Annotated in this window: 18 protein-coding genes; 13 read left to right on the top strand and 5 right to left on the bottom strand. The window is 70.2% G+C overall.

The genetic code is table 11. The features are described 5' to 3' along the window. Positions 1–35: 35 nt before the first annotated feature. From ACFYXF_RS06120 to ACFYXF_RS06105, 4 genes are all read right to left on the bottom strand, one after another. Complete coding sequence (locus ACFYXF_RS06120; RefSeq protein WP_389348333.1) at positions 36–2,093, bottom strand: non-reducing end alpha-L-arabinofuranosidase family hydrolase; 2,058 nt, start codon at positions 2,091–2,093, stop codon at positions 36–38. Positions 2,094–2,234: 141 nt separating this feature from the next. Then, positions 2,235–3,140, bottom strand: coding sequence for an amidohydrolase (locus ACFYXF_RS06115; protein WP_389348332.1), 906 nt, complete (start codon positions 3,138–3,140; stop codon positions 2,235–2,237). Continuing rightward, complete coding sequence (gene hutH / locus ACFYXF_RS06110) at positions 3,137–4,711, bottom strand: histidine ammonia-lyase (RefSeq protein WP_389348331.1); 1,575 nt, start codon at positions 4,709–4,711, stop codon at positions 3,137–3,139. The genes ACFYXF_RS06115 and hutH overlap by 4 nt, the downstream gene beginning before the upstream one ends. Beyond that, on the bottom strand, positions 4,708–5,709 hold the full coding sequence (locus ACFYXF_RS06105; protein WP_389348330.1) for an ornithine cyclodeaminase family protein: 1,002 nt from the start codon (positions 5,707–5,709) through the stop codon (positions 4,708–4,710). Before ACFYXF_RS06105 ends, hutH begins: the two co-directional genes overlap by 4 nt. A 136-nt stretch (positions 5,710–5,845) precedes the next feature. On the opposite strand from ACFYXF_RS06105, the gene ACFYXF_RS06100 reads away from it, so the two are divergent. The 9 genes from ACFYXF_RS06100 (at position 5,846) to ACFYXF_RS06060 (ending at position 18,186) form a co-directional block, all read left to right on the top strand. Next, positions 5,846–6,979: an ABC transporter ATP-binding protein gene (locus ACFYXF_RS06100; protein WP_389348329.1), complete on the top strand. Its 1,134-nt coding sequence runs from the start codon at positions 5,846–5,848 to the stop codon at positions 6,977–6,979. After that, on the top strand, positions 6,976–7,641 hold the full coding sequence (locus ACFYXF_RS06095) for an ABC transporter permease (RefSeq protein WP_389348328.1): 666 nt from the start codon (positions 6,976–6,978) through the stop codon (positions 7,639–7,641). The genes ACFYXF_RS06100 and ACFYXF_RS06095 overlap by 4 nt, the downstream gene beginning before the upstream one ends. Beyond that, positions 7,638–8,327: an ABC transporter permease gene (locus ACFYXF_RS06090; protein WP_389348327.1), complete on the top strand. Its 690-nt coding sequence runs from the start codon at positions 7,638–7,640 to the stop codon at positions 8,325–8,327. The genes ACFYXF_RS06095 and ACFYXF_RS06090 overlap by 4 nt, the downstream gene beginning before the upstream one ends. A gap of 71 nt (positions 8,328–8,398) precedes the next feature. Beyond that, positions 8,399–9,331, top strand: a complete 933-nt coding sequence (locus tag ACFYXF_RS06085; RefSeq protein ID WP_389348476.1) for an ABC transporter substrate-binding protein — start codon at positions 8,399–8,401, stop codon at positions 9,329–9,331. A gap of 93 nt (positions 9,332–9,424) precedes the next feature. Beyond that, positions 9,425–10,291, top strand: coding sequence for a MurR/RpiR family transcriptional regulator (locus ACFYXF_RS06080; protein ID WP_369029947.1), 867 nt, complete (start codon positions 9,425–9,427; stop codon positions 10,289–10,291). Between the two features lie 46 nt (positions 10,292–10,337). Continuing rightward, entirely contained in the window at positions 10,338–11,519 is a 1,182-nt protein-coding gene (locus ACFYXF_RS06075; protein ID WP_389348326.1) for a cytochrome P450, read from the top strand. Between the two features lie 53 nt (positions 11,520–11,572). Further along, positions 11,573–12,358 carry a cyclase family protein gene (locus ACFYXF_RS06070; protein ID WP_389348325.1) on the top strand — a complete coding sequence of 262 codons (786 nt, stop codon included), beginning with the start codon at positions 11,573–11,575 and terminating at the stop codon, positions 12,356–12,358. Continuing rightward, entirely contained in the window at positions 12,355–13,995 is a 1,641-nt protein-coding gene (locus tag ACFYXF_RS06065) for a thiamine pyrophosphate-binding protein (protein WP_389348324.1), read from the top strand. Before ACFYXF_RS06070 ends, ACFYXF_RS06065 begins: the two co-directional genes overlap by 4 nt. A gap of 324 nt (positions 13,996–14,319) precedes the next feature. Beyond that, a complete protein-coding gene (locus ACFYXF_RS06060; protein ID WP_389348323.1) occupies positions 14,320–18,186 on the top strand; it encodes a glycoside hydrolase family 2 TIM barrel-domain containing protein in 3,867 nt (1,288 codons plus the stop codon). A gap of 22 nt (positions 18,187–18,208) precedes the next feature. Here ACFYXF_RS06060 and ACFYXF_RS06055 read toward each other — a convergent pair whose 3' ends face one another. After that, positions 18,209–19,408 carry a CdaR family transcriptional regulator gene (locus ACFYXF_RS06055; protein WP_389348322.1) on the bottom strand — a complete coding sequence of 400 codons (1,200 nt, stop codon included), beginning with the start codon at positions 19,406–19,408 and terminating at the stop codon, positions 18,209–18,211. A gap of 224 nt (positions 19,409–19,632) precedes the next feature. On the opposite strand from ACFYXF_RS06055, the gene ACFYXF_RS06050 reads away from it, so the two are divergent. Genes ACFYXF_RS06050 through ACFYXF_RS06035 form a run of 4 tightly spaced genes read left to right on the top strand, consistent with a single transcriptional unit; the run spans position 19,633 to position 23,422 of the window. Then, positions 19,633–20,565: a substrate-binding periplasmic protein gene (locus ACFYXF_RS06050; RefSeq protein ID WP_389348321.1), complete on the top strand. Its 933-nt coding sequence runs from the start codon at positions 19,633–19,635 to the stop codon at positions 20,563–20,565. A 12-nt stretch (positions 20,566–20,577) separates the two neighbouring features. Next, positions 20,578–21,351, top strand: a complete 774-nt coding sequence (locus ACFYXF_RS06045; protein WP_389348320.1) for an amino acid ABC transporter permease — start codon at positions 20,578–20,580, stop codon at positions 21,349–21,351. After that, the gene (locus tag ACFYXF_RS06040) at positions 21,348–22,142 is read left to right on the top strand and encodes an amino acid ABC transporter ATP-binding protein (RefSeq protein ID WP_389348319.1); all 795 of its coding nucleotides are present in this window, start codon (positions 21,348–21,350) and stop codon (positions 22,140–22,142) included. The genes ACFYXF_RS06045 and ACFYXF_RS06040 overlap by 4 nt, the downstream gene beginning before the upstream one ends. Continuing rightward, positions 22,139–23,422: an NAD(P)/FAD-dependent oxidoreductase gene (locus ACFYXF_RS06035; protein WP_389348318.1), complete on the top strand. Its 1,284-nt coding sequence runs from the start codon at positions 22,139–22,141 to the stop codon at positions 23,420–23,422. Before ACFYXF_RS06040 ends, ACFYXF_RS06035 begins: the two co-directional genes overlap by 4 nt. The last annotated feature ends 223 nt before the right edge of the window (positions 23,423–23,645 follow it).

The following is a 23,645-nucleotide window of genomic DNA, read 5'->3' as shown; positions in this document are numbered from 1 at the left end:
CGGCACCCCGGCTCGGAACCAGAACTATCGGCCGGTCAGCACGGCGAGTTGGTCTGGGTGAGCAGGCCGAGCCGCCACGGCAGGGTGTTGTAGTCGCCGGTCGCGTTCGGGTCGAGCCCCTGGTACAGGTACTGGAGCTTGCAGCCGGGGATCGTCAGCGTCTGGTCGTACCCCGCGCGGATCATCTCGCCGTGACTGATGTCCCGCGTCCAGGCCCCGGCCGGGAAGGTGACGTTGTTCGCCCGGGCGAACGGGTTGCTCTCGGTCGCCGCCAGCGCCGTCCACGACCCGGCGAGACCGGTGGAGGTCCAGGAGCGGAACCAGCGTTTCCCGTCCGACCCGATCGCCTCGACGAGCAGCAGATACTGGTTGGTGCCCTGCACCTTGTAGACGTTGGCGGCCTCGAACAGGGCGTATCTGTTGGCGTCCTGGGCCGCTATCACCGTGTTGGTGAAACCGTTGGGGAACTGGCCGACGGTCGTCTGTGAGCGGTACAGATGGCCGTTGTCGTCGGAGGAGAACAGATAGCAGTTGGCGCTGTCGCAGATCACCCACATGTCGACCCAGTAGCCGTTGCCGATGTTCTGCTTGATGATGTCCGGCATCGCCGAGTAGAAGTGGCGGGGCGCGCTCCAGCCGTTCGGGTTGCCGATGTCGGAGTTGGTGGAGAAGGAGGCGTTCCCGGTCTGGTAGACGAGGTACCACAGGCCCTGCGGCGCGTAGTAGAACACCTGCGGCGCGGCCCGGTACCCGGTGCCGATCGCGGAGCGGTCCAGATAGTGGTGCGTGGCCGAACCCGCCTGCGACCAGTCCGTGAAGTTCAGATACACCAGGTTGTACCCGGAGGCGCTCGCGGTGCTCGCGAACACGTGGTACCTGCCGTGGAAGTACACCACCGACGGGTCCTTGATCCCGGCGATGTTCGGATGCGTCGAGTCGGACTTCGGAGCGATCAGCGAACTGCTGGAACTCCAGCTGAAGTTGGCGGGCAGCGCAGCCGCCGAGTCGGCCGATCGGGTGCTCGCGGCGGACTTCGCCGCCACCGTGGCCGCGCTGCCGCCCAGCGCGGTCAGTGTCGCCGTGTAGGCCGCCTTCTTGTTCCCGCTGCCGTCGAACAGCAGCGGCTTCTCCCCGCTCCGCCAGGAGTCGGTGTCCCGGATGCCCCACACGGAGATCCCGGTGCAGCGCGACACGTTCAAGCACGCCCGGACGGTGTTCGTGCACGCGGCCGACGGCGCCTGCGCGATGTCGAGTTCGGTGATCTGTACGTCCACACCGAGTGCCGCGAAGCTCGACAGCGTGGTCTGGAAGTTCGACGGCGGGCCGCCGGTGCCGAAGTGCGCCTGGAATCCGACGCAGTCGATGGGCACGCCCCGCGCCTTGAAGTCACGCACCATGCGGTAGACGCCCTGCGTCTTCGCGGCGCTCCAGTTCTCGATGTTGTAGTCGTTGTAGCAGAGCTTGGCCGCCGGGTCGGCCGTCCGGGCGGTGCGGAAGGCCTGTTCGATGAAGCCGTCGCCCAGCAGGTTCTGGAACACCGAGGGGCGGTGAGTGCCGCTACTGCCGTCGGCGAACGCCTCGTTGACCACGTCCCAGGAGTGGATCCTGCCCTTGTAGCGGTTCATCACCGTGGTGATGTGGTTGTTCATCACGGTACGCAGCGTGTTCGCGTCCGTGATCGAGCCGACCCAGCCCGGCAGTTGGGAGTGCCAGACCAGGGTGTGGCCGCGCAGTCGCTGCCCGTTCGACGAGGCGTGGCTCGCGATCCGGTCCGCGGGCGCGAAGTTGAACGAGCCGCGCGAGGGCTCCGTGGTGTCCCACTTCAGCTCGTTCTCGGGTGTGACCATGTTGAACTCACGGTTCAGGATGCCCGTGTAGGTGGCGTCGCCGAGCTTCCCGGCGGCCACTGCGGTCCCGAAGTACCGCCCGGACTGGGCCGCTTGGGCGCCCAGGGTTGAGGCCCGGACGTCCGCCGTGGGCTCGGCTGCGGGCACGGCCGTGGCGGTGCCGGTCGCCAGCAGCAAGGTCGCGGAGAGCAGCCCCAGCGCCGGTGCCCGGCGCCACCCCGCTTGTGTTTGACGTAGGCATGACATGTGAAATGCGCTCCTCTTGGGTGCGGGTTAAGAGGTGTGCGAGGTCGGCACGGATACTAGGAGGCGCCCGGCGCGCGTCAATCCCCCTCGCATCATTCGCATTTCACTTCGAAATGTTTCGACACTTCTGTGCTTCTGCGGTCAGCCCTTTCCGGTGAGCAGCCGCCGAGGATTGGAGATCCGGAAGGCGTACGCCGCCGCTCCGCCGAGCCCGAACCCGGGATGCAGCGGCGGCTCCGCGTAGGGCCGGTCCGAGCCCTGGACGACGGCGCCGGTGCCGAGGGCGCGGACGATCGCGTCGACGGCACGCGGACCGTAGGACGACGTGTCGACGAAGACGCCCGGGTCCGCGTCCCCGTCCGTCAGACCGCCGGACCGGGCGGCGAACCGCTCCCCGTGCAGCGGAGCCAGCCCGGCCAGCAGCGCGAAGCACACGCGCAGGCGCGGATGGCGAGGCCGGCCGAAGGCGCGGAACGCGAACCAGGCGGCGTGCATCTGCTGGACGTACGGCACCATCGCGGGCCACCAGCCGGGGCCTTCCGACTCGCCGGCCGCCGGTCCCGGGTGGACGAACAGCGGCAGGTCGCGCTCCTCCAGCAGGTCGAGGAGCGGGGCGCAGCGCTCGTAACCCGCCGCATCGGCAAGGGCGTTCGCCGGGAGCTGGAGGCCGGCGAAGCCCCGGTCGAGGTCCTTGGCCGTCGTGTCCGCGTCGATGTCCCGTACGCAGGCCGCGGCCCAGGCGTCGAACGGTTTCGGAAGTTCGGCCGATCCTTCGTGGTACGCGTCCAGCAGGGGCCGGGCCTCGGCGGCGGGCAGCCACTCCACGCCGATCGGGGCGGACAGCGAGACGAGCACCCGGCCGAGACCGTCGGCGGCGGCGAGTTCCGCACGGCGGGCGATGTCGTGGTCGGCGGGCGGTAGCGCGAAGGGCGGCTCACCGCGCAGGTACAGGGTCCAGCCGTCCAGGAACGGTGGTTCGCGGCGGGCGCGCAGGGCCGCCACCAGCGACGGGGTCCACAGATGCTGGTGTACGTCGACGCTGGTCATGACGTTCCTCCTGCCGGGGCCGACGATTCTTCCAGCAACGCGCGCAGTGCGCCCCGGACGTCGTCGGACCCCAGGATGCCGTCACTCACCGCCGTCACGTCCACCCCGCAGGGCCGGTCGTCGTCGAGGCGGGGCACGGCCGCCCGGATCGCCCGGTGCAGAAGCCGGGGTCCTCGGCCCATCGTCGGGGGCGCCGCCAGGTCCACCGCCTGCGCGGCGACCACGGCCTCCACGGCGAGCAGTTGCCGCAGCCGGACCAGGAGCGTGGCCAGCCGCCGGGCACCGAGCGACGCGTTGGTCGAGTCGTCCTCGACGGCGTCCGCGCCATGGCGGGGATCGGTGGACACCGGCGTGGACAGCAGCCGGATCTCGGCGACGAGCGCCTGGGCGGTCTTGGTCAGGGGCGCGAAGCCCGAGCGCTCCGGCCCGTACGGCGAGAGGTTCGCGGGCAGCCCGCTGACACCGGGGTCGAGCAGCCGGCGCATACGCTCGGCCGAGATCGAGGCCGTCTGGGTCAGGGCCAGCGCGAGGGTGTCCAGGGCGAGGGCGAGCGCCGGGGTGTGGAAGTTGCCCGAGGACAGGATCTCGCCGGTGTCGGGCAGCACCACCGGGTTGTCGCCGCAGCCGTTCAGCTCGGGGTCGAGCGCGGCTCCGGCGAAGTCCAGGGCGGCGTACGCGGCCCCGTGCACCTGGGCGGCGCAGCGCAGGCTGACGGGGTCCTGGACTCGCCGCGCGTTGCGTGGATCGCCCAGCTCACCGCCGTCCAGCAGGGCGAGCAGCTCATCCGCGGCACGGGACTGGCCAGGCGCGGGGCGCAGGCCCAGTACCCGGGCGTCCAGCGGACTCGTGTTCGCCCGGAAACCCTCGTACGTCAGTGCCGTGACCGCCTGCGCCAGCGCGAGGAGCGCGGCGGCCTCGTGCAGGACGAGCGCCCCCTGCCCGGCCGCCAACGGACTCGCGCTGCACAGCACATGGCCGTCCTTGGGGCCCAGTTCGGCCGGCGCGAGACCGGCCCGCCGCAGTGCCGTCGCGCCGTCGAGCACCTCGCCGTCGAACTCGGCGCTGCCCTCGCCGATGACGACCAGGCCGACATGCGCGAGCTGGCACAGGTCGGAGGCGCCGATCGACCCCACCTCGGGGATCACGGGATGCACGCGCGCGTTGAGCATCGCCACCAGCAGCCGCACGATCTCCGGCCGTATCCCGCTGCCGCCGCCCGCGATGCCGTTGACGCGGGCGAGGACGGCGGCGCGTACGACGGGCACCGGCAGCGGATCGCCGACCGCGTTCGCCCGTCCCCGCACCGTACGGACGCTGAACGCCTCCAGCTCGGCGCGCGGCAGGGCGTACGACGAGCGGGTGCCCAGGCCCGTCGTCAGGCCGTACGTCGGGACCTGGCGGTCGACGATGTCCTCGACTACGGCCCGCTCACGCACCAGCCGCGGCAACACCTCGTCCGCCAGGGTGACTCGGGCGCCGTGATGGGCGACGGCGACGACATCCTCGTACGACAGAGTCCGCCCGTCGACGACGACCGTACTGCCGCTGCCGCTGCCGCCGATGTCCGTCATGAGAAGCGCAGCTTCTGGCCGAGGCCGCGTTCTTCGGCCTTCTTCAGCATGGCGGCGCCGAGTGCGATGTCGGAGAGGGAGAGGCCGCGGTGCCAGAACAGGTTCGTCTCGTCGGGGCTCTCGCGGCCGGGCTTGTGGCCCGCGACGATCTCGCCCAGTTCGCCGTGCAGGTTGTCCTTGTTGAGCCTGCCCGAGTCGACGTGGGTGCGCAGGGCACCGAAGGGTCCGGCGTGGGCCTGGCCCCAGTCGTCGACGACGATCTTGTCCATGATGTCCGTGAGGCTGAGTTCGACCGCGCTGTTCGTGCCGTAGGGCACGACCAGCGCACCGGGCGAGATCCACTCCGTCTTGAGGAGCGGCTCCGGGCGGTCGAGGCGGGACGCCTCCACCACGATGTCCGCGCCCTCCACACAGCTTCGCCAGTCCTCCGTCACGACGACCGGCTTGCCCAGGTCCCGCTCCAGCCGCTCCGCGAAGGCCTCACGGCTCTCGGGGCGGCGCGAGTGGACGCGGATCTCGGTGAGGTCGAAGATCCGGTCGAGCAGGCGGACGTTCCAGTACGAGGTGGCGCGGGCGCCGATGTGTCCGAGCACCCGGGAGTCCGCGCGGGCCAGATGGCGCGCCCCCAGCGCGGTGAGGGCGCCGGTGCGCATCTCGGTCAGGGCGGTCGCGTCGACCACGGCCACCGGCATCCCGGTACGCGGGTCGAAGAGGTTCAGCAGAGCCATCTCGGAGGGCAGACCGGCCTTGTAGTTGCCGACGTAGTCGCCCACGATCTTGACGCCTGCCAGTGCGAGCGGGGCGACATAGCCGCGCAGCACGTTGAAGTGACCGTCGAACGCGGGATCGGGGACGAGATGGACGCGCGGTTCGATCACCGTCTCGCCCTGGCCCTGGGCGCGCAGACCCTGCTCGACGGCGTCCAGGATTTCGCCGTCGGTGAGTTCCAGCTGTTCGATGTCCGAGCCGTTCAGAAAGGTGAACCAGACCGGTTTCATGCGCTGTCTCCATACATTTCGGACGTCCCTGGCCTGATTTCGTGTGACTGTAACGTGCCGTTTACAGATGGGCATTGACTGTCATTCAGTCACGGATAACTCTGCATGACCATATGCAGTCGGGTAAGGGGCAGCTTTGATCAGATTCGACGCGGTGAGCAAAAACTATCCAAACGGCACCACTGCGGTGGACGATCTGTCGCTGGATCTGGCCGAGGGTGGCATCACGGTCCTGGTCGGTCCCTCCGGCTGCGGCAAGACCACCACCCTGCGCATGATCAACCGCATGGTGGAGCCGACAACAGGCACGGTCAGCCTGCGCGGCCAGGACATCCGGGACGTCCACGCACCCGAGCTGCGGCGCGGCATCGGCTATGTGATCCAGCACGCGGGGCTGTTCCCGCACCGCACCATTCTGGACAACATCGCCACCGTTCCGCTGCTGCTCGGCTGGAGCCGGAAGAAGGCGCGGGCGCGGGCGGCGGAGCTGCTGGAACTGGTGGGGCTGCCGAGCGAGATGGCCAAGCGCTATCCGAACCAGCTCTCCGGCGGGCAGCAGCAGCGTGTCGGGGTGGCCAGAGCGCTCGGCGCCGACCCGCCTGTCCTGCTGATGGACGAGCCCTTCAGCGCGGTCGACCCGATCGTCCGGGCGGAACTACAGGCCGAGTTCATCCGGCTGCAGAAGGAACTCCACAAGACGATCGTGTTCGTCACCCATGACATTGACGAGGCGATCAAGCTCGGCGACAACATCGCGGTGTTCCGGACCGGCGGCAGGCTGGCCCAGTTCGACACCCCCGAGCGGCTGCTCGCCGAGCCCGCCGACGACTTCGTGGCCGACTTCGTGGGGCACGACCGGGGCATCCGCCGGCTGTCCTTCGTCGACGGGGCCAATGTGCCGCTGCGTGACGGCCCGGTGCTGCCCGCGACCTCGTCCGTGGCATCGGCCCGGACGGGCGACGAGCCCTGGGTGCTGGTCGTCGACGACGCCCGACGGCCGCTCGGCTGGGCAGCCGTCGCCGACCTGCCGGAGAGCGGCACGCTCGCCGACGCGACGCTGGCACCGCTCGGCCACACCTTCAGCCTCGTCGGCGACTCGGCCCGGGCCGCCCTCGACTCGGCGCTCCTGTCGCCCGCCCGGCTCGCGGTGGGCGTGGACGCGGACGGCGCGGTCGTGGGGGTCGCGGACGCCCACGAGCTGTCCGCCGGGACGGCGGAGGCCGGGGCAGCCGACGCGGATGCCGACGGGACGGGCGGTGCGAAACGATGAGTGACGACGAGCCCCTGATCCGGTGGCAGTGGATCGGCGACCACGCCGGTGAGCTGGCCGACTACACCGGAATCCATCTGAGACTCGGCCTGCTGCCGGTGCTGTTCGGGCTGATCATCTCGGTGCCGCTCGGCATCCTCTGCCACCGCTGGCGCTGGCTGTACCCACCCGTGCTGACCGTGGCCAACATCCTGTACTCGATCCCGTCGCTGGCCCTGTTCATGATCTTCGTCCGCTATACGGGGCTCACCGAACGCACAGTGATGATCCCGCTGACGCTCTACACCCTGTCGGTGCTGGTGCCCAACGTCGTGGACGGGCTGGCCTCGGTCCCCGAACCGGTCCGGCTCGCGGCCACCGCGATGGGGTTCGGCGCGATACGGCGTGTCGTCCAGGTCGAACTGCCGATCGCCGTACCCATCGTGATCGCCGGTGTCCGGGTCGCCGCCGTGTCGTCCATCAGCCTGGTCGCGGTCGGACAGCTGATCGGACAGGGCGGACTCGGGTACTACATCACCCGTGGCCTGCAACTCGACTTCCCGACCCCGATCATCACGGCGATCGTGCTGATCATGCTGCTCGCACTCGCCACCGACGCCCTGCTGGTCCTCGCCCAGCGGCTGCTGACGCCCTGGTCCCGGAACAAGGTGACGGCGCCATGAACGACTTCCTGAACCAGGTCGAGCTCGTGTGGGACTGGCTGACGTCCTCGCAGCAGTGGCACGGCGACGACGGCATCCCCCATCGCCTCCTCGAACACCTCACCTACAGCGGCATCTCCCTGCTGTTCGCCGCCCTCATCGGGCTGAGCTTCGGGCTGCTCGTCGGGCACACCGGCCGCGGGGCGTTCGCCGTGGCGAGCGTGGCGAACCTGGCGCGGGCGATCCCCACCTTCGGCCTGGTGGTCCTCGTCGTCACCCTCGCCGGGCTCAGCGTGACGCCCGTCCTCATCGCCCTGATCGCGCTCGCGGTCCCGCCGATCCTCATCAACACCTTCGAGGGCGTCCGGGGTGTCGACCCCGACACCAGGGACGCGGCACGCGGGGTCGGAATGACCGGGTGGGAGGTCCTGGTACGGGTCGAGGTGCCGATAGCGCTGCCGCTGATCCTCCTCGGCCTCAGGGTCGCCGCGATCCAGGTCGTGGCCACCGCGACCGTGGCCGCCTACCCCGGTCTCGGGGGACTCGGCCGCTTCATCGTCGACGGGCTCTCCCGCAACGACTACGAACTGGTCATCGGCGGCTCGACCGTCGTCGTCGTACTGGCACTCGTCGTCCAGGTCGCCTTCACCGCGCTGCGGCGCGTCATCGTCTCGCCGGGCCTTCGGGTCTCGGCGTCGAAGTCCTGATTTTCTTCGTCTGCAGAGTTGCCGAGCCTCCGGGCTCCGAGAAAGGAAACACCATGAGCACCATGCGAGGCATGTACCGTGGCGCCGCCTTCGGTCTGATCGCCGCACTCTCGCTGACCGCCTGCGGAGGCGGTGGTGACAGCGACAGCAGCAACCCGCTGACGGGCGACAGTGCCGACAGCGGTGGCAGCGGGAAATCCATCGTCGTCGGTTCGGCGAACTTCCCCGAGAACCAGCTGCTCGCCGAGATCTACTCCCAGGCTCTGGAGGCCAAGGGCCTCAAGGTGACACGGAAGTTCGACATCGGTGCCCGCGAGGTCTACTACGACCAGATCGTCAAGGGAGGCATCGGGGTCTTCCCGGAATACAACGGCGCCCTGCTCTCGGTGGCGGTCGACAAGAACAGCACCGCGACCAGCACGGAGGAGGTCAACGCCGAGCTGAAGGCGAAGCTCCCCTCGTCCGTGGAGATCCTCGACTCGGCCGCCGCCGAGGACAAGGACTCGGTGACCGTCACCTCCGAGACCGCCGCCAAGTACAACCTCAAGACCCTCGCCGACCTCAAGCCGGTCGCCAAGGACATGACGATCGGGGCCGGTTCGGAGTTCAAGACCCGCAAGCAGGGCGGGGAGGGCCTGAAGTCGGTCTACGGCGTCGAGTTCGGCAAGTTCCAGCCGCTGGACGCGGGTGCCCAGACCACGCTGGTGAAGCTGCTCAAGGACGGCGACGTACAGGCCGCGAACCTGTACACCACCGACCCCGCCATCGTCGAGGACAAGCTGGTCGTCCTGGAGGACCCGAAGAACCTCTTCTCCTCGCAGAACGTGACGCCCCTGGTCTACAAGTCGGCGGTCGACGACACGGCGAAGGCGGCGCTCAACGGCGTCTCCGCCAAGCTCACCACCGAGGACCTGCTGGAGATGATGAAGAAGCTCGTCAACGACAAGGAGGACTCCAGCGACGTCGCGAAGGAGTGGCTGACGAGCGCCGGTCTCGTGAGCTGACCCGGTTCGGCTGTGGCGATACCGTCCGCCCTCTCTCCCGCCCGGCCCGTCGGGCGGGAGAGAGGGGACCGAACACGACCGGCTGGGGAGCAGATGAGCGACGGCGTCGGCACCGACACGGCCGAGGCGGCCGGTTCCTCCGTACGGCTGCACCAGCTCTTCGAGGGGCGTCGGCTCACCCCGACACAGCGCCGTATCGCGCACTGTCTGGTCCGGCAGGCTGCGGACGTCCCCTTTCTGTCGAGCGTGGAACTGGCCCAACTGGCAGGCGTCAGCCAGCCGTCGGTGACCCGGTTTGCGGTCGCCCTCGGCTTCGACGGCTACCCGGCACTGCGAAAGCATCTGCGGGACGTCGCACCCACCGGCGCGGAACCGGGGGAACGGTCGGACAACCCGTACCAGCAGGCCGTACAGGCCGAGATCGACAACCTGCGGCAGCTGGCGTCCCTGCTCGCGGACCCCGGGCCCGTGGAACGCGCGGGACGGCTGCTGGCCGCCTCCCGGCCGCTGCCGGTGCTCGGGCTGCGCGCGTCCGCCGCCCAGGCACGGGGGTTTGCCTACTTCACGGCCAAGGTCCATCCCGATGTACGGCTGCTCGACGAGGGCGGCTCGCTGCTCGCCGACCGGATCGACGCGGCCCGGCAGGCCGGTGCGAGCGCCCTCCTGTGCTTCGCGCTGCCGCGCCATCCGCGCGAACTCCTCGACGCCCTCGACCATGCCAGGGACGCGGGGCTGACCGTGGTGACGATCGCCGACGGTACGTTCGCCCCGGTGGCCGCCCACAGCGATGTGCTGCTTCCGGCGGCCGTGGGCACCGGCCTGGTGTTCGACACCGTGAGCGCTCCGATGCTCCTGGGACAGGTGCTGCTTGAGGCCATGTGCGACGCATTGCCGGACGCGCAGGCCCACTTGGAGGAGTTCGACGCGCGGGCCGCCGCACGGGGGCTGTTCGTCGAGTGAGCGCCTCATGCCCAAGTACCACCCACCGAGAGCGAGTTCGCACCCCATGACCGCCCACCTCGTCGACTCCTGCCCCCTCGGCGCAGCGACCACCCTCACCGAACTCGCCGACGACCCGCATGCCCGCCTCGCCCTGCTCCGCACACATGAACCGGTGTCCTGGCTACCGGAGTTGGGCGGCTGGCTGGTCACCCGGCGCGATCTCGCGCTGACCGTGATGCGGGACTCCGGGACGTTCACCGTCGACGACCCCCGCTTCTCCACCGCCCAGGTCGTCGGCCCCAGCATGCTGTCCCTCGACGGCGACGAACACGCCCGTCACCGCGAGCCCTTCAACGCTCCCTTCCGACCCCGGGATGTGCACGAGGGCTTCACCGCCTGCATCGAACGCGAGACCGACCGGCTCATCACCGCCCTCCCGCCGAGCGGTGCCGCCGAACTGCGGCGCGCCTTCGCCGGACCGCTCGCGGTCGCCGTAGTGACCGAGGCGCTCGGTCTCACCGGCACCACCGCCGACACCGTCCTCTCCTGGTACGACGCCATCGTGCGCTCGGTCTCCGACATCACCGCCGGACACACGGCGAGCCCCGCCGGCACCGCGGCCTACACCCAGCTGCGGGCCGCCGTGGAAGCCACCGTCGCCGACCGGGACACCGCCTCCCTCCTCGTCTCCGCCGCCGGACGCCTGACCGTGCCCGAGGTGGCCTCCAACGCCGCCGTGCTGATGTTCGGCGGCATCGAGACCACCGAGGCGATGATCACCAACGCGCTGCTGCATCTGCTCGGGCACAGCGACCAACTAGCGCTCGTCCAAGCCGACTTCGGCCTCCTGGACGGCGCGATCGAGGAGTCGCTGCGCCTCGAACCCGGCGCGGCGGTCGTGGACCGCTACGCGACCCGCGACACCGTCCTCGGCCCGGCCACGATCCGTCGAGGCGACCTGGTCACCGTCTCCCTGACCGGCGCCAACCGTGACCCCGCCGTCTTCCCCGACCCCGACCGCTTCGACGTCCGCCGTGCGAACGCCCGCCTCCAACTGGCCTTCGCCCACGGCCCGCACTACTGCATCGCCGCACACCTGGCCCGCCTGGAGACCCGTATCGCCCTCCACCGCCTCCTCGAACGCCTGCCCGGCCTCCGCCTCGATCCGGACCACCCCGTCACCCCGCAGGGCCTGGTCTTCCGCAAGCCGGCCACCCTGCACGTGCTCTGGGACGCTCCCGCCTGACACCCCGTCGGGCTGGGATGCTGAAGGCCTCAGCAGCGTCCCAGGAGGCATCCATGTCCCAGCCGTCCGTCCTCGCTTCGTTGGTGTCGGGCCTGCGCGGCGGGTCGATCGAAGTCGTCGACCTCACCGCGCCGTTGTCGTCGTCCACACCGGTGCTCCAGCTGCCTCCGCCCTTCGGCCAGACCGCCGTGTTCGAGCTGGAGGAGATCAGCAGGTACGACGACCGGGGACCGGCCTGGTACTGGAACAACTTCCGCAGCGGTGAGCACACCGGCACCCACTTCGACGCCCCCAACCACTGGGTGACCGGCAAGGACCTCGCCGACGTGGCCTCGGTACCGGCGGGCCGGCTCATCGCCCCGGCGGCGGTGCTGGACTTCACCGCCGAGGCGGCGCAGGACCCGGACTTCCTCGTCGAGGTCGACCATGTGAAGGCCTGGGAGGCCGAACACGGCCAACTTCCCGACGGGGGCTGGCTGTTGCTCCGTACGGGCTGGGACGCCCGCTCGCACGCCCAGGAGCCGTTCCTCAACGCGGACGAGAACGGCCCGCACACGCCCGGCCTGTCCCCGGAGTGCGCCCGTTGGGTGGCCGAGGAGTCGCCGGTGATCGGCCTTGGCGTCGAGACGGTGGGCACGGACGCCGGAGGCGCGCACTCCTTCGACCCGGCGTTCCCCTGCCACACGTATCTGATGGGCAGCGACAAGTACGGCCTGACCCAGCTTCAGAACTTGGCCGCGCTGCCGCCGACCGGTGCCGTCGTCGTCGCGGGGCCGCTGCCCATCGTCAGCGGGTCCGGGTCCCCGGCGCGGGTGCTCGCCCTGGTGGAGCGGGCATGAAGGTCGCGGAAGCCGTCGGACGGGCGCTGGCCGCCTCCGGGATCGACCATGTGTTCGGCGTGGTCGGCTCGGGGAACTTCCACGTCACCAACGCCCTGGTGGCGGCGGGCGCGCGGTTCGTCGCCGCACGGCACGAGGGCGGCGCCGCGACGATGGCCGACGCGTACGCGCGGACGAGCGGCACGGTGGCGGTGCTCAGCGTGCACCAGGGGCCGGGCCTGACGAACGCCGTCACCGGCATCGCCGAGGCCGCCAAGAGCCGCACCCCGCTCCTCGTCCTCGCGGCCGAGGTCACCGAGCCGAAGTCCAACTTCTACGTCGACCAGACGGCGCTTGCGGAGGCGGTGGGCGCGGTCAGCGTGCGGGTCACCTCGGCCGAGGACGCGGTCGACGTGACCTGCGCCGCCGTCCGGCGCGCCCTGCACGAACGGCGCACGGTCCTGCTCAACCTGCCGCTCCAGGTACAGAGCCTGGACGTCCCCGACGAAGCCCTGGCAGAGGTCTCACCGCCGCCCGAACGGCAGCCGGTCGCACCGTCGGCGGCCGACGTGACCGCGCTGGCCGACCTGCTCGGGCACGCGCGACGCCCGGTCTTCGTCGCCGGGCGGGGAGCACGCGGGAGCGGCGCCAGGGACGCCCTCATGGACCTCGCCGAACGCCATGGCGCACTGCTCGCGACCTCGGCCGTCGCCCGTGGCCTCTTCCACGGCAGCCCCTGGTCGCTCGACGTCTCCGGAGGCTTCGCCTCGCCCCTGGCCGTCGAACTGATCCAGGGCGCCGACCTGATCGTGGGCTGGGGCTGCGCCCTCAACATGTGGACCATGCGGCACGGCGCCCTGATCGGACCCGAGGCGACGGTCGTCCAGGTCGACGACGAGCCATCGGCGCTCGGCGCGCACCGGGAGGTCCGGCACGGCGTTACCGGCGACGTGACACTCACGGCCCGGCGCGTGCTCGACGCGGGTGGCGCCCAACGACAGGGCTACCGCACGGCCGAGGTCGGCGAGGCGATCGCCGCCCGGGTACGGATGCGGGACGTGCCGTACGAGGACGAGGGCGGCCGGGAGCGGATCGACCCGCGCACACTCAGCATCGCGCTCGACGACATCCTCCCCGCCGAGCGGGTGATCGGCGTCGACTCGGGCAATTTCATGGGCTATCCAAGCGCGTTTCTGTCGGTGCCGGACCAGCACGGCTTCTGCTTCACACAGGCCTTCCAGGCGATCGGCCTGGGCCTGGCGACCACGATCGGCGCGGCGCTCGCCCGGCCGGACCGGCTTCCGGTGGCCGCGCTCGGGGACGGGGGCGCGCTGATGGGCGCCGCCGACCTCGACACGGTACGAAGGCTCGGGCTGCCGATGGTGGTGGTCGTCTACAACGACGACGCGTACGGCGCGGAGGTCCACCACTTCGGGCCCGACCGACACCCGCTCGACACGGTCGTGTTCCCGCCGACGGACATCGCCGCCGTGGCCCGGGGCTACGGCTTCGAGGCGGTCACCGTGCGCAAGCCGGCCGACCTGAAGGCCGTACAGGACTGGGTGGCCGGACCGCGCTCCGCGCCGCTGCTCATCGACGCCAAGGTGACGCGCGAGCACGGGTCCTGGTGGCTGGAGGAGGCGTTCAGGGGGCACTGAACCCCGCCGACCGCGACGGCCGACCGCGACGGAGTCCTGCCGAGCCATCAGCATCCATCATCAGGATCCAACAGAGTCCGACAAGATTATTGCTTCGGCTGTGTTCGAAGTCCTAGGGTGAGGCTGGCTCGGCAGCTCCCACTGTCACCAGCAGTTGTGTGCTGACCCCATGTCAACTCCTGCACCGCCCAGGTGGGTTGAGCCGCCACCGATGACCACAGCGCTGCCGGATTCCGGGTCGGATTGTCAACAGGAACGAACAGGATCTGACGCTCCCTCAGTCCGTGCGGCGCACTGTCTGTCGTACCGAGGAAGGTCACGGTCATGCCGCACCCCCACGACTTCGCCGTCAGCCGCCGCCGTCTCCTGGAGGGAGGGGCCGCCGTTCTCGGCGCGCTCGCCCTGTCCGGAGCGACCACCGCCCAACGGGCCGTCGCGGCAGACGCGTTGGACGCCACGCCCGAGTGGAACGGCCATATCGACGTCTTCCGCCTCGGCACCGAACCGCCGCACACCACGCTGATGCCGTACGCGACCGTCGCCCAGGCCCTCGCCGCCGACCGCACCCGCTCCCCGTACCGGCTGACCCTCGACGGCACCTGGAAGTTCGCGTACGTCGACCGCCCCGACGACCGGGCCGCCGACTTCTACCGCACCGATGTCGACGACAGCACCTGGGACACCATCCCCGTCCCGTCCGCCTGGCAGCTGCACGGCTACGACAGCCCGATCTACATCAACAGCGACTACCCGTGGTGGGGTCCCAACGGCCGGGGCGAGGACGCGCAGCCGCCCGCCGCCCCGACCCGGCACAACCCCGTGGGCCAGTACCGGCGCACCTTCACGCTCCCGCGCGACTGGTCGGGACGACGGACGTTCCTGCACTTCGAGGGCGTCAAGTCCGCCCACTACGTATGGATCAACGGGCAGTTGGTCGGCTACCACGAGGACTCCTACGACCCCTCCGAGTACGACATCACCCCGCACCTGAAGCCCGGCACCAACCAGATAGCCGTCGAGGTCTACCGCTACTCCGACGGCGACTGGCTGGAGGACCAGGACATGATCCGGCTGAGCGGCATCTTCCGCTCGGTCTACCTGTACTCGACGCCCGCCGTGCGGCTGAGGGACTTCAGACTCGACACCCCGCTCAGCGACGACTTCACGTCGGCCGAACTGTCGGTCACCGCGAACGTGCGGGACTACGGCGGCCAGGGCGCCGGCCAGTACTCCGTCGAGACCCAGCTGTACGACGCGGGCGGGCACCCGGTCTGGTCGCGTCCGTTGCAGCAGACCGTCGCGCTCGGCGCCGGCGAGGAGACGTCCGTACAGGCCGCGAAGGCCGTGCCCGCGCCGCGCCTCTGGTCGGCCGAACACCCCAACCTCTACACGGCAGTTCTGCGCCTGCGCGACCCGGCCGGCAAGGTGATCGAGACCCTCTCCCACCGGGTCGGGCTGCGCGAGTTCGCCCTCAAGGACGGGCTGATGCGCATCAACGGCCAACCGGTCTCCTTCCGGGGCACCAACCGGCACGAGATGCACCCGGTCCACGGCTCGGCCCTCACCCGTGCGGACATGGTCGAGGACATCGGCATCATCAAACGGCTGAACATCAACACCGTCCGCACCTCGCACTACCCCAACAACCCGTTGTGGCTGGAACTCGCCGACGAGTACGGCCTGTACCTCGTCGACGAGACCAACCTCGAAACCCACGGCATCCGGGGCGAGTACCCCGGCAACCACGCCGAGTGGACCACGGCGTGCGTGGCCCGCGCCCAGAACATGGTCCACCGCGACAAGAACCACGCCTCGGTCGTCATCTGGTCGCTGGGCAACGAGGCGGGCGGCGGCACGACGTTCAACGCCATGTACGACTGGATCCGCTCCTACGACACCACCCGGATCATCCAGTACGAGGGCGACGACCGCCCCGGCATCAGCGACATCCGCTCCGAGATGTACGACAGTCCCGCACGAGTCGAGCAGCGGGCGAAGGACACCGCCGACACCCGGCCGTACGTGATGATCGAGTACTCCCACGGCATGGGGAACTCCAACGGCAACTTCAAGAAGTACTGGGATCTCGTCCGCCGCTACCCCGTCCTCCAGGGCGGCTGGATCTGGGACTTCGTCGACCAGGCCCTCGCCTGGCCCACCCCGACGCGCAAGCTGTTCACCGAGTCCGGGCCCGCCGCGCTCCAGGGCGAGACCGTCGCCGGTGGCGCCACCTTCAGCCGCGACAAGGGCGTCTCCGGCGGGACCGTCTTCGCGCGCGACGCGAGCCTCGATCTCACCGGCTCTCTGACGCTGGAGGCGTGGATCACCCCGCACGTCCTCGGCTACCACCAGCCCGTCATCGCCAAGGGCGACACCCAGTACGCCCTCAAGCAGTCGGACAGCGGCCTGGAGTTCTTCATCTACGGGGGCGGCCAGTGGATCAGCGCCTACTGGGCGCTCCCCGACGACTGGACCGGCACCGAGCACCACATCGCCGGTGTCTTCGACGCCACGACGGGCACCCTGACCCTCTACGCCGACGGCGTGGCCCGGGCGACCCGCACCACCACCCGACGCCCCGACATCAACACCGCGCCCCTCGCCCTGGCCACCGACGTCGACAACCCGACCCGCGAGTTCAGCGGCACCATCCGACGGGCCCGCGTGTACGCCCGAGCCCTGAGCGCCGCCGAGTTGGCCTCGGACAGCCGTGGCCCCGGCGACGACGGCGTACGGTTCTGGTTCGACGCGGCCACCGTCGGGCTCGTGGAGAAGCGGCCCCGGGACAAGACGTTCTACGCGTACGGCGGTGACTGGGGCGACAACCCCAACGACGGGGCCTTCTCCGGGGACGGCATCGTCACCGCCGACCGGGGCCTCACCGGCAAGTCGGCCGAGGTCAAGCGGATCTACCAGGCCGTGCAGATCACTTCGGGGTCGGTGTCGGGTGCCGTCACCCTCGCCAACGAGTACCTGTTCACCAACCTGCGGGAATTCGACGGGCGTTGGGAGCTGGTGCGGGACGGAGGGGTTGTGCAGCGCGGCAAGTTGAGCCGCAGTCAGTTGGACGTGCCTCCGCTGTCCGCGAAGGACATCACGGTGCCGCTGACGCTGCCGAGCAACCCCGCGCCGGGTGCCGAGTACTTCCTCCAACTGTCGTTCCACACACGGGAGTCCACCAAGTGGGCCAAGGCCGGCTTCGAGGTGGCCCGGCAGCAACTCCCCGTCGACGCGGGCAGTCCCGCCGTCACGCCCGTACCCCTGGACAGCGTCCCGGCGCTCAGCCATGAGGACGGCGACGCGTCAATCACCGTCAAGGGCAAGGACTTCTCGGTCACCGTCGACAAGAAGACCGGCGCGATCACCTCGTACAAGGCGGGCGGCACCCAGCTGATCTCCGCCGGGCCCGTCCCCAACTTCTGGCGGGCGCCCACCGACAACGACCGGGGCAACGGGCAGCACACCCGCAACCAGACGTGGCGCGACGCGGGTTCGCTGCGCACTGTCACGGGCGTCACCGTCCGTGCCCTGCGCGACCGGGCCGTCGAGATCAAGGTCGCCGGCACCCTGCCCACGACGACGGCATCGACGTACACCACCACCTACACCGTCTTCGGCAACGGCGAGATCAAGGTCGACAACACCCTGCACCCGGGGGCGAGTTCACTGCCGTACATCCCGGAGGTCGGCACCCTGCTGCTCCTGCCCAGCCGACTGGACCGGCTGCGCTACTACGGGCGCGGCCCCGAGGAGAACCACTGGGACCGCAACAACGCGACCGACGTTGGCCTGTACTCCGGCACCGTCGACGGGCAGTGGAGCGGCTATCTGCGCCCGCAGGAGAACGGCAACAAGACCGACGTCCGCTGGATCGCCCTCACGGACCGCCGGGGCTCCGGTCTGCTGGTCTCCGCCGAACCGCTCCTGGAGGTCAACGCCTCGCACTTCACACCCGAGGATCTGTCCGTCGGGGCCCGGCACGACTACCAGCTCAACCCGCGCGAGGAGGTCGTCCTGCGGTTGAGCCACCGGCAGATGGGCGTCGGCGGCGACAACAGCTGGGGCGCGCACACCCACGACGAGTACAAGCTGTTCGCCAACCGCGACTACTCGTACAGTTATCGGCTGCGCCCGCTGACGGACGTCGGCGAAGCGATGGCGGCCTCGCGGCGGCCCACAGCGGGGGAGTAGCCAGGCAAGAGGAAGGGGGGCGTCATCCTTCGTCTGGGGTGGCGCCCTCGCCCAACTCGTCGGTGAGACAGGCGAGATACAGGGCCATGGTGGTCCGGTGTTCGCGGAGCGGGCGGCCGGTGAGCTGCTCGATCTTGTTCATGCGGTAGACGACGGTGTTGCGGTGGATGTGCAGGGCGGCGGATGTCCGTACGAGGTTGAAGCCGCTCTCGCACCAGGCGGTGATCGTGTCGCGCAGCACCGGCCAGTCCGGCTGGGCACGCAGATTCGCGGCTGTCAGTTCGACCAGGCGCCTCCGGGCCGGCTGGTTCACCGCCGCCAGGACCTGGTGGACGCGCAGTTCGGCGATCAGATGCACTCGGGGGCCGCCCGTCACCCGGGCGCCGAGGCGCAGTGCGTCGCGGGCGTCTTGCCAGGAGTCGCGCAGCCCGGCGACGGAGACGGCAGGTTCGCCTATCCCCACGCGGGCGGTCAGGCCGTCCTGCGCGGCGATGACGTCGGTGAGCCGTCGGCAGTCGGCGGCCAGGGAAGCCACCTCGGCGCGGGCCGGCAGGCGGCGCAGTACGCCGATCCAGCCGGGGGCAGTGGAAGCGACGATGTCCTGTGGATCGGCGAAGACCTCACGGACCGTGCGGAGCAGTTCCGAGCGGATCAGCGCCATGTCCCGAGTGGGCGTGCTGCCCTGCCGTCGGGCGCCCGCGTCGGGCACGCTCACCTCGATCGCCACCGCGACCCGCTGAAGCCGCAGGTCGAAGCCCAGTTCGGCGGCCCGGAAGACGAGGAAGTCACCCTCCACGACTTGCGGGTCGTACGAGGCGATGTCGGCGAGCAGGGTCTCCGCCGCCCGCTCGGCGAGCAGTCGGGAGCGCAGCATCACGGACTCCCTGAGCAGGATCTCCGTCTGGCGCTTCACCAGCAGGCCGAACCGGCGCACCTGGGTGGGCGTTCCCGTGATGCCGACCGTGCCCACCGCCTGTCCGCCCGTGACCAGCGGCAAGGTCATGCCGGGGCGTACTCCGCGGAGCTGGTGGGCCTGCGAGGCGTTGTGCGTGGCGGGTTCCTGGGTGCGGATCACCTCGACGGACGCCTCGTGGAAGGTGCCGACGCGGCTGCTGTCGCCGCTGCCGATGACCATGCCGTCCGCGTCGGTGATCAGCACGTTGAAGCCGATGACGGCGGAGGTGTCCCCGGCGATCTCCTGCGCGAGTGACGGGCTCAGCATGCTCGTTCCTCCCGTCCTTCTCCCCCCGGCGACTGGACGCAACGTACAGGAGATCGATCGAATTCAGCCACAAGTCCGTACGGAGTGACCGGTGACGCGCAGTGCCCGGGTGCCTAGCGTATGGGCCCAATCACCTCCCCGATCACTTCCCCGCCGGGGGCACAGCGTGGTGAAACGGCGGGCTCCTCCAGCTTCCTCGGCACCGGTACGGAAGGCCCACGCCCATGACCCGTATACGCCCACTCGCCGCCGCCCTGTCGGCCGCGCTCCTGATGCTGACGGCCGCGGCCTGCGGTTCCGGCGACGACGACGCCCCGACGAACGTGTCCGCGAAGACCGCCGCACTGGGCACGCTCACGCCCGGTGTGATCAAGGTGGCCGTCCAGCCGTACGCCCCCTACACCACTGTCCAGGGGGACAAGATCGTCGGCCTGGACGGCGACATCCTCACCTACGTGGCCGAAAAGCTCGGTCTGGAGATCAAGCCCCAGGTGACCGACTTCGCCGGCATGCTCGCCGGAGTGCAGTCCCGTCGCGTCGACATCACCATCGGCGGCGTCGCATGGTCCGCCGAACGGCAGAAACAGGGTCTGTTCACCGACCCGCCGTACTACTCGCCCCCGGCGATGGCCGTCCGCAACGGCAAGACGTACAAGACGGTCGACGACCTCAAGGGCCTCGAACTCGGCACCGTCGAGGGCTATGTGTGGGTCAAGTCGATCCAGTCCGTCCCCGACGCCAAGCTGCACGCCTACCCCGACGCCAACGGGGTCTTCGACGACCTAGGCGCGGGCCGGGTCGACGTCGGCTTCCTCGATCCGCTGATCATCATCGCGGCGCAGAAGGAACGCCCGGAGCTGAAGATCAGCACGCAGTACCTGACCCCGCCGACCGCCGCCGAGGTCAAGGCCAAGCCCGACTACCAGTACTTCCAGCCCTACCAGACCGGCTTCTACCTGCCCAAGAAGGCCACCAAGCTGGAGCAGGCGATCTCCGCGCAGATCGACGCCATGTACACCAACGGCGAGATGGCGAAACTCGTCAAGAAGTACGGCGGCGACCCCGAGCAGTTCCTCAAGCCCGCCGCCGACGTCACCACCGCACGCCGGGGCGTGGACCGGCCCCAGGACTGGACCCCGCCGTCCATCGTGAACTGAGGGGCTGCTGACATGTCCGACCTCGCCGCTGTCTTCGAAGTCCCCTGGTCCGACTATCGGTCCGACCTCCTCGACGCCCTCTGGCGCACCCTCTCCTACACGGCCGTGAGCTTCGTCGGCGCGGTGCTGCTCGGCTTGGCCGTGGCGCTGCTGCGGCTGAGCAGGGCCTGGCCCGCACGTGCCGTCGCCGCCGTCTACACCGAGCTGTTCAAGAACATCCCGCTCCTGGCCATCATCTTCCTCAGCTACTTCGGGCTCGCCTCGGCGGGCATCCGGCTGGACGTCTTCACCGCAGGCTGCCTGAGCCTCGTCGTCTTCTACGCGGCTTATCTCTCGGAGATCTTCCGCTCGGCGATCAGCGGTGTGCACACGGGACAGACCGAGGCCGGACAGGCCCTTGGCCTCGGCCGGGCGGGCATCTTCGGCCAGATCATCCTGCCGCAGGCCGTGCGACAGGCGCTGCCCGGCACCAACACCATGCTCGTCGACCTGCTGAAATCCACCTCGCTGCTCGTGACTGTCTCCGCCGCCGAGCTGATGTCCGAGGGCCGGCTCATCACGTCGTCGACGTTCCGGGCGCTGGAGGTGTACCTGGTCATCTCCGCCATCTACTTCGCCCTCTGCTACCCCCTCTCCCAGCTGCTCCTCCTCCTGGAGCGGAAAGTGCGGGCGGGCGTCGCCCTCTCGCCGTGGCGGCGTCGACGCCTGCGGGCGGCGCGGGTCCTGCTCGCCCAGGACGCGCCCGACTCGCCCGTGGGAGCCGACGTGAAGGCAGGTGCCGTATGACCGAGTCGCTCGCAGCGGCGCGCAGCACACCGCATGCGCTCCCGGAAGCAGTCGTACGGATCGAAGGGCTGCGCAAGTCCTTCGACGGCCGGCTCGTCCTCGACGACGTCCACCTCACCATCGGCCGAGGATGCATCGTCAGCGTCATCGGCCAGAGCGGCGGCGGGAAGACCACCCTGATGCGCTGCGTCAACCTGCTCGAACAGCCGGAGCACGGCACGATCGAGGTCGCGGGCGAGGTCGTGCACCAGGACGGCCGTACGGTCTGCCGGGACCTGCCGCGGCTGCGCCGTACCGTCGGTATGGTCTTCCAGCGCTTCAACCTGTTCCCGCACCTCACCGCGGTGGAGAACGTGGTCCTGGCCCAACGCAGGGCTGGAGTACCGGAGTTGGAGGCGTTGGAACGCGCCGTCGCACTGCTGCGCCGGGTAGGTGTCGCCCACCGGGCGCTCGCCCTGCCCGACCAGCTCTCCGGCGGCGAGCAGCAACGCGTCGCCATCGCACGGGCGTTGGCCCTCAAACCCGAACTGCTGCTCTTCGACGAGCCCACGTCCTCCCTGGACCCCGAGGCCACCCGGGAGGTACTGAGCGTGATGCGGGAACTCGCCGCCGACGGAATGACGATGATGCTGGTCACCCATGAACTCCCCTTCGCCCGCGAGGTGTCCGACCATGTCGTCTTCGTGGACGGCGGCCGGATAGTGGAGGAGGGCACGCCTGAGAACGTCCTCGGCGCCCCTGCCCAGCCCCGCACCCGGGAGTTCCTCGCGTCGTACGGCTCGACCTCATGACCGGCGGTGTGCCGGACAGCAGCCCTGTGGCCGTCGTGGGAGGCGGTGTCGTCGGACTGTGCACGGCGTACTACCTGGCCGCGGCAGGCCTGCCGGTGGTCGTGATCGAGCGGCGCGGACTCGGCTCGGGCGTCTCCCGGGGCAACGCGGGCTGGGTCTGCCTCAGCCACTCGACGCCCGTCCCGGCCCCCGGCGTACTGCGCTACGCCCTGCGTTCGCTCGGCCGCCCCGACTCGCCGCTCTACCTCCGTCCGCTGCCCGACCCGGCGTTCGCCCGCTGGCTGTGGCGGTTCTGGCGCAGCAGCACCCCGGCCGCGTTTCGGCGCGGCTACGCGGCGATCGCCGAGCTGAACCGGCCCACCTTCGACCTCTTCGACGGTCTGCGCGAGGCCGGGGTGGCCACGACCCTCACCCGGCCCGGCATGGTGCACGCGTTCCTGTCCGAGGCCGAGGCCCGCCATCACCTCGCGGTCCAGCGGGAGATGGCGGACGGCCACTATCCGATGCCTTCCGATGTCACCACGGGCGCGGAGGCACATCTGCTGGACGCTGCGTTGTCACCGCGGGTGCGCGCGGCCTACCTGGTGGAGGGGGAGGGGGTGGTGGACCCGGAGGCGTTCGCCCGCGCCCTCGGCGAGGCGCTCGGCGCGGCCGGGGTGAAGGTCCATGAGAACGCGGAGGTGACGGGGTTCAGGACCGAGGGAGGGAAGGTCAGCGCGCTGAGCACGGACCAGGGGGACATCCCCTGCTCCACGGTCGTCGTCGCGGCCGGCATGCGCTCACCCGACCTGCTGCGCACCCTCGGACACCGGCTGCCGCTCCAGGCGGGCAAGGGCTACAGCTTCTCCGTCGACCTGGATCCGGCACCCCGGCACACCCTCTACTTCGGCGAACGCAGAGCCGTCGCCTCACCGATCGGCGGCACCACGCGGATCGCCGGCACGATGGAGCTGAGCGGCAACAACAACCGGCTCGACTGGCGCAGAATCGTCGCCGTGGCCCGAGCGAGCCGCCACTACCTGGGCCAGTGGTTCGACGACCCGGACGACCTGGTGAGCCTCATCCGCGAACCCTGGGTCGGCGGACGCCCGTTCCTCCCCGACGGACTCCCGGTCATCGACCGCCTCCCCGGGTACGCCAACGCGTACGCGGCCACGGGACACGGCATGCTCGGCGTCACCCTGGGCCCGGCGACCGGGCACCGGCTCGCGGAGTACATCCGCACGGGGAGGAGGCCCGAGGCGCTTGTGCCGTTCCGCTTTGACCGGCTGCGCCGGTGAGGTCCAAGGCGACCTGCGGGCAGGTGGGCGCGGACCTGGGCGAACTCGGCGGGTGGTTCGACGAGTTCGCGCTCCGTGAGGGGGACGGGGACGGGCGCCACCTTCACCCGGGAAACGGTGTTGTCGCGGTCGATGACCACCTGCCGGAGGAGCCACGGGCGGTCATGGGTAGGGATGTTGCAGCGACCGCGCGTGAAGTCGGCGAGGACACGGCGGCGCCGGG

The organism is Streptomyces sp. NPDC002680 (genome assembly GCF_042889145.1).
Lineage (GTDB): Bacteria > Actinomycetota > Actinomycetes > Streptomycetales > Streptomycetaceae > Streptomyces > Streptomyces adonidis.
Note: the sequence above shows the minus strand (reverse complement) of the source record. Positions and strands in the feature narration are given on the sequence as shown.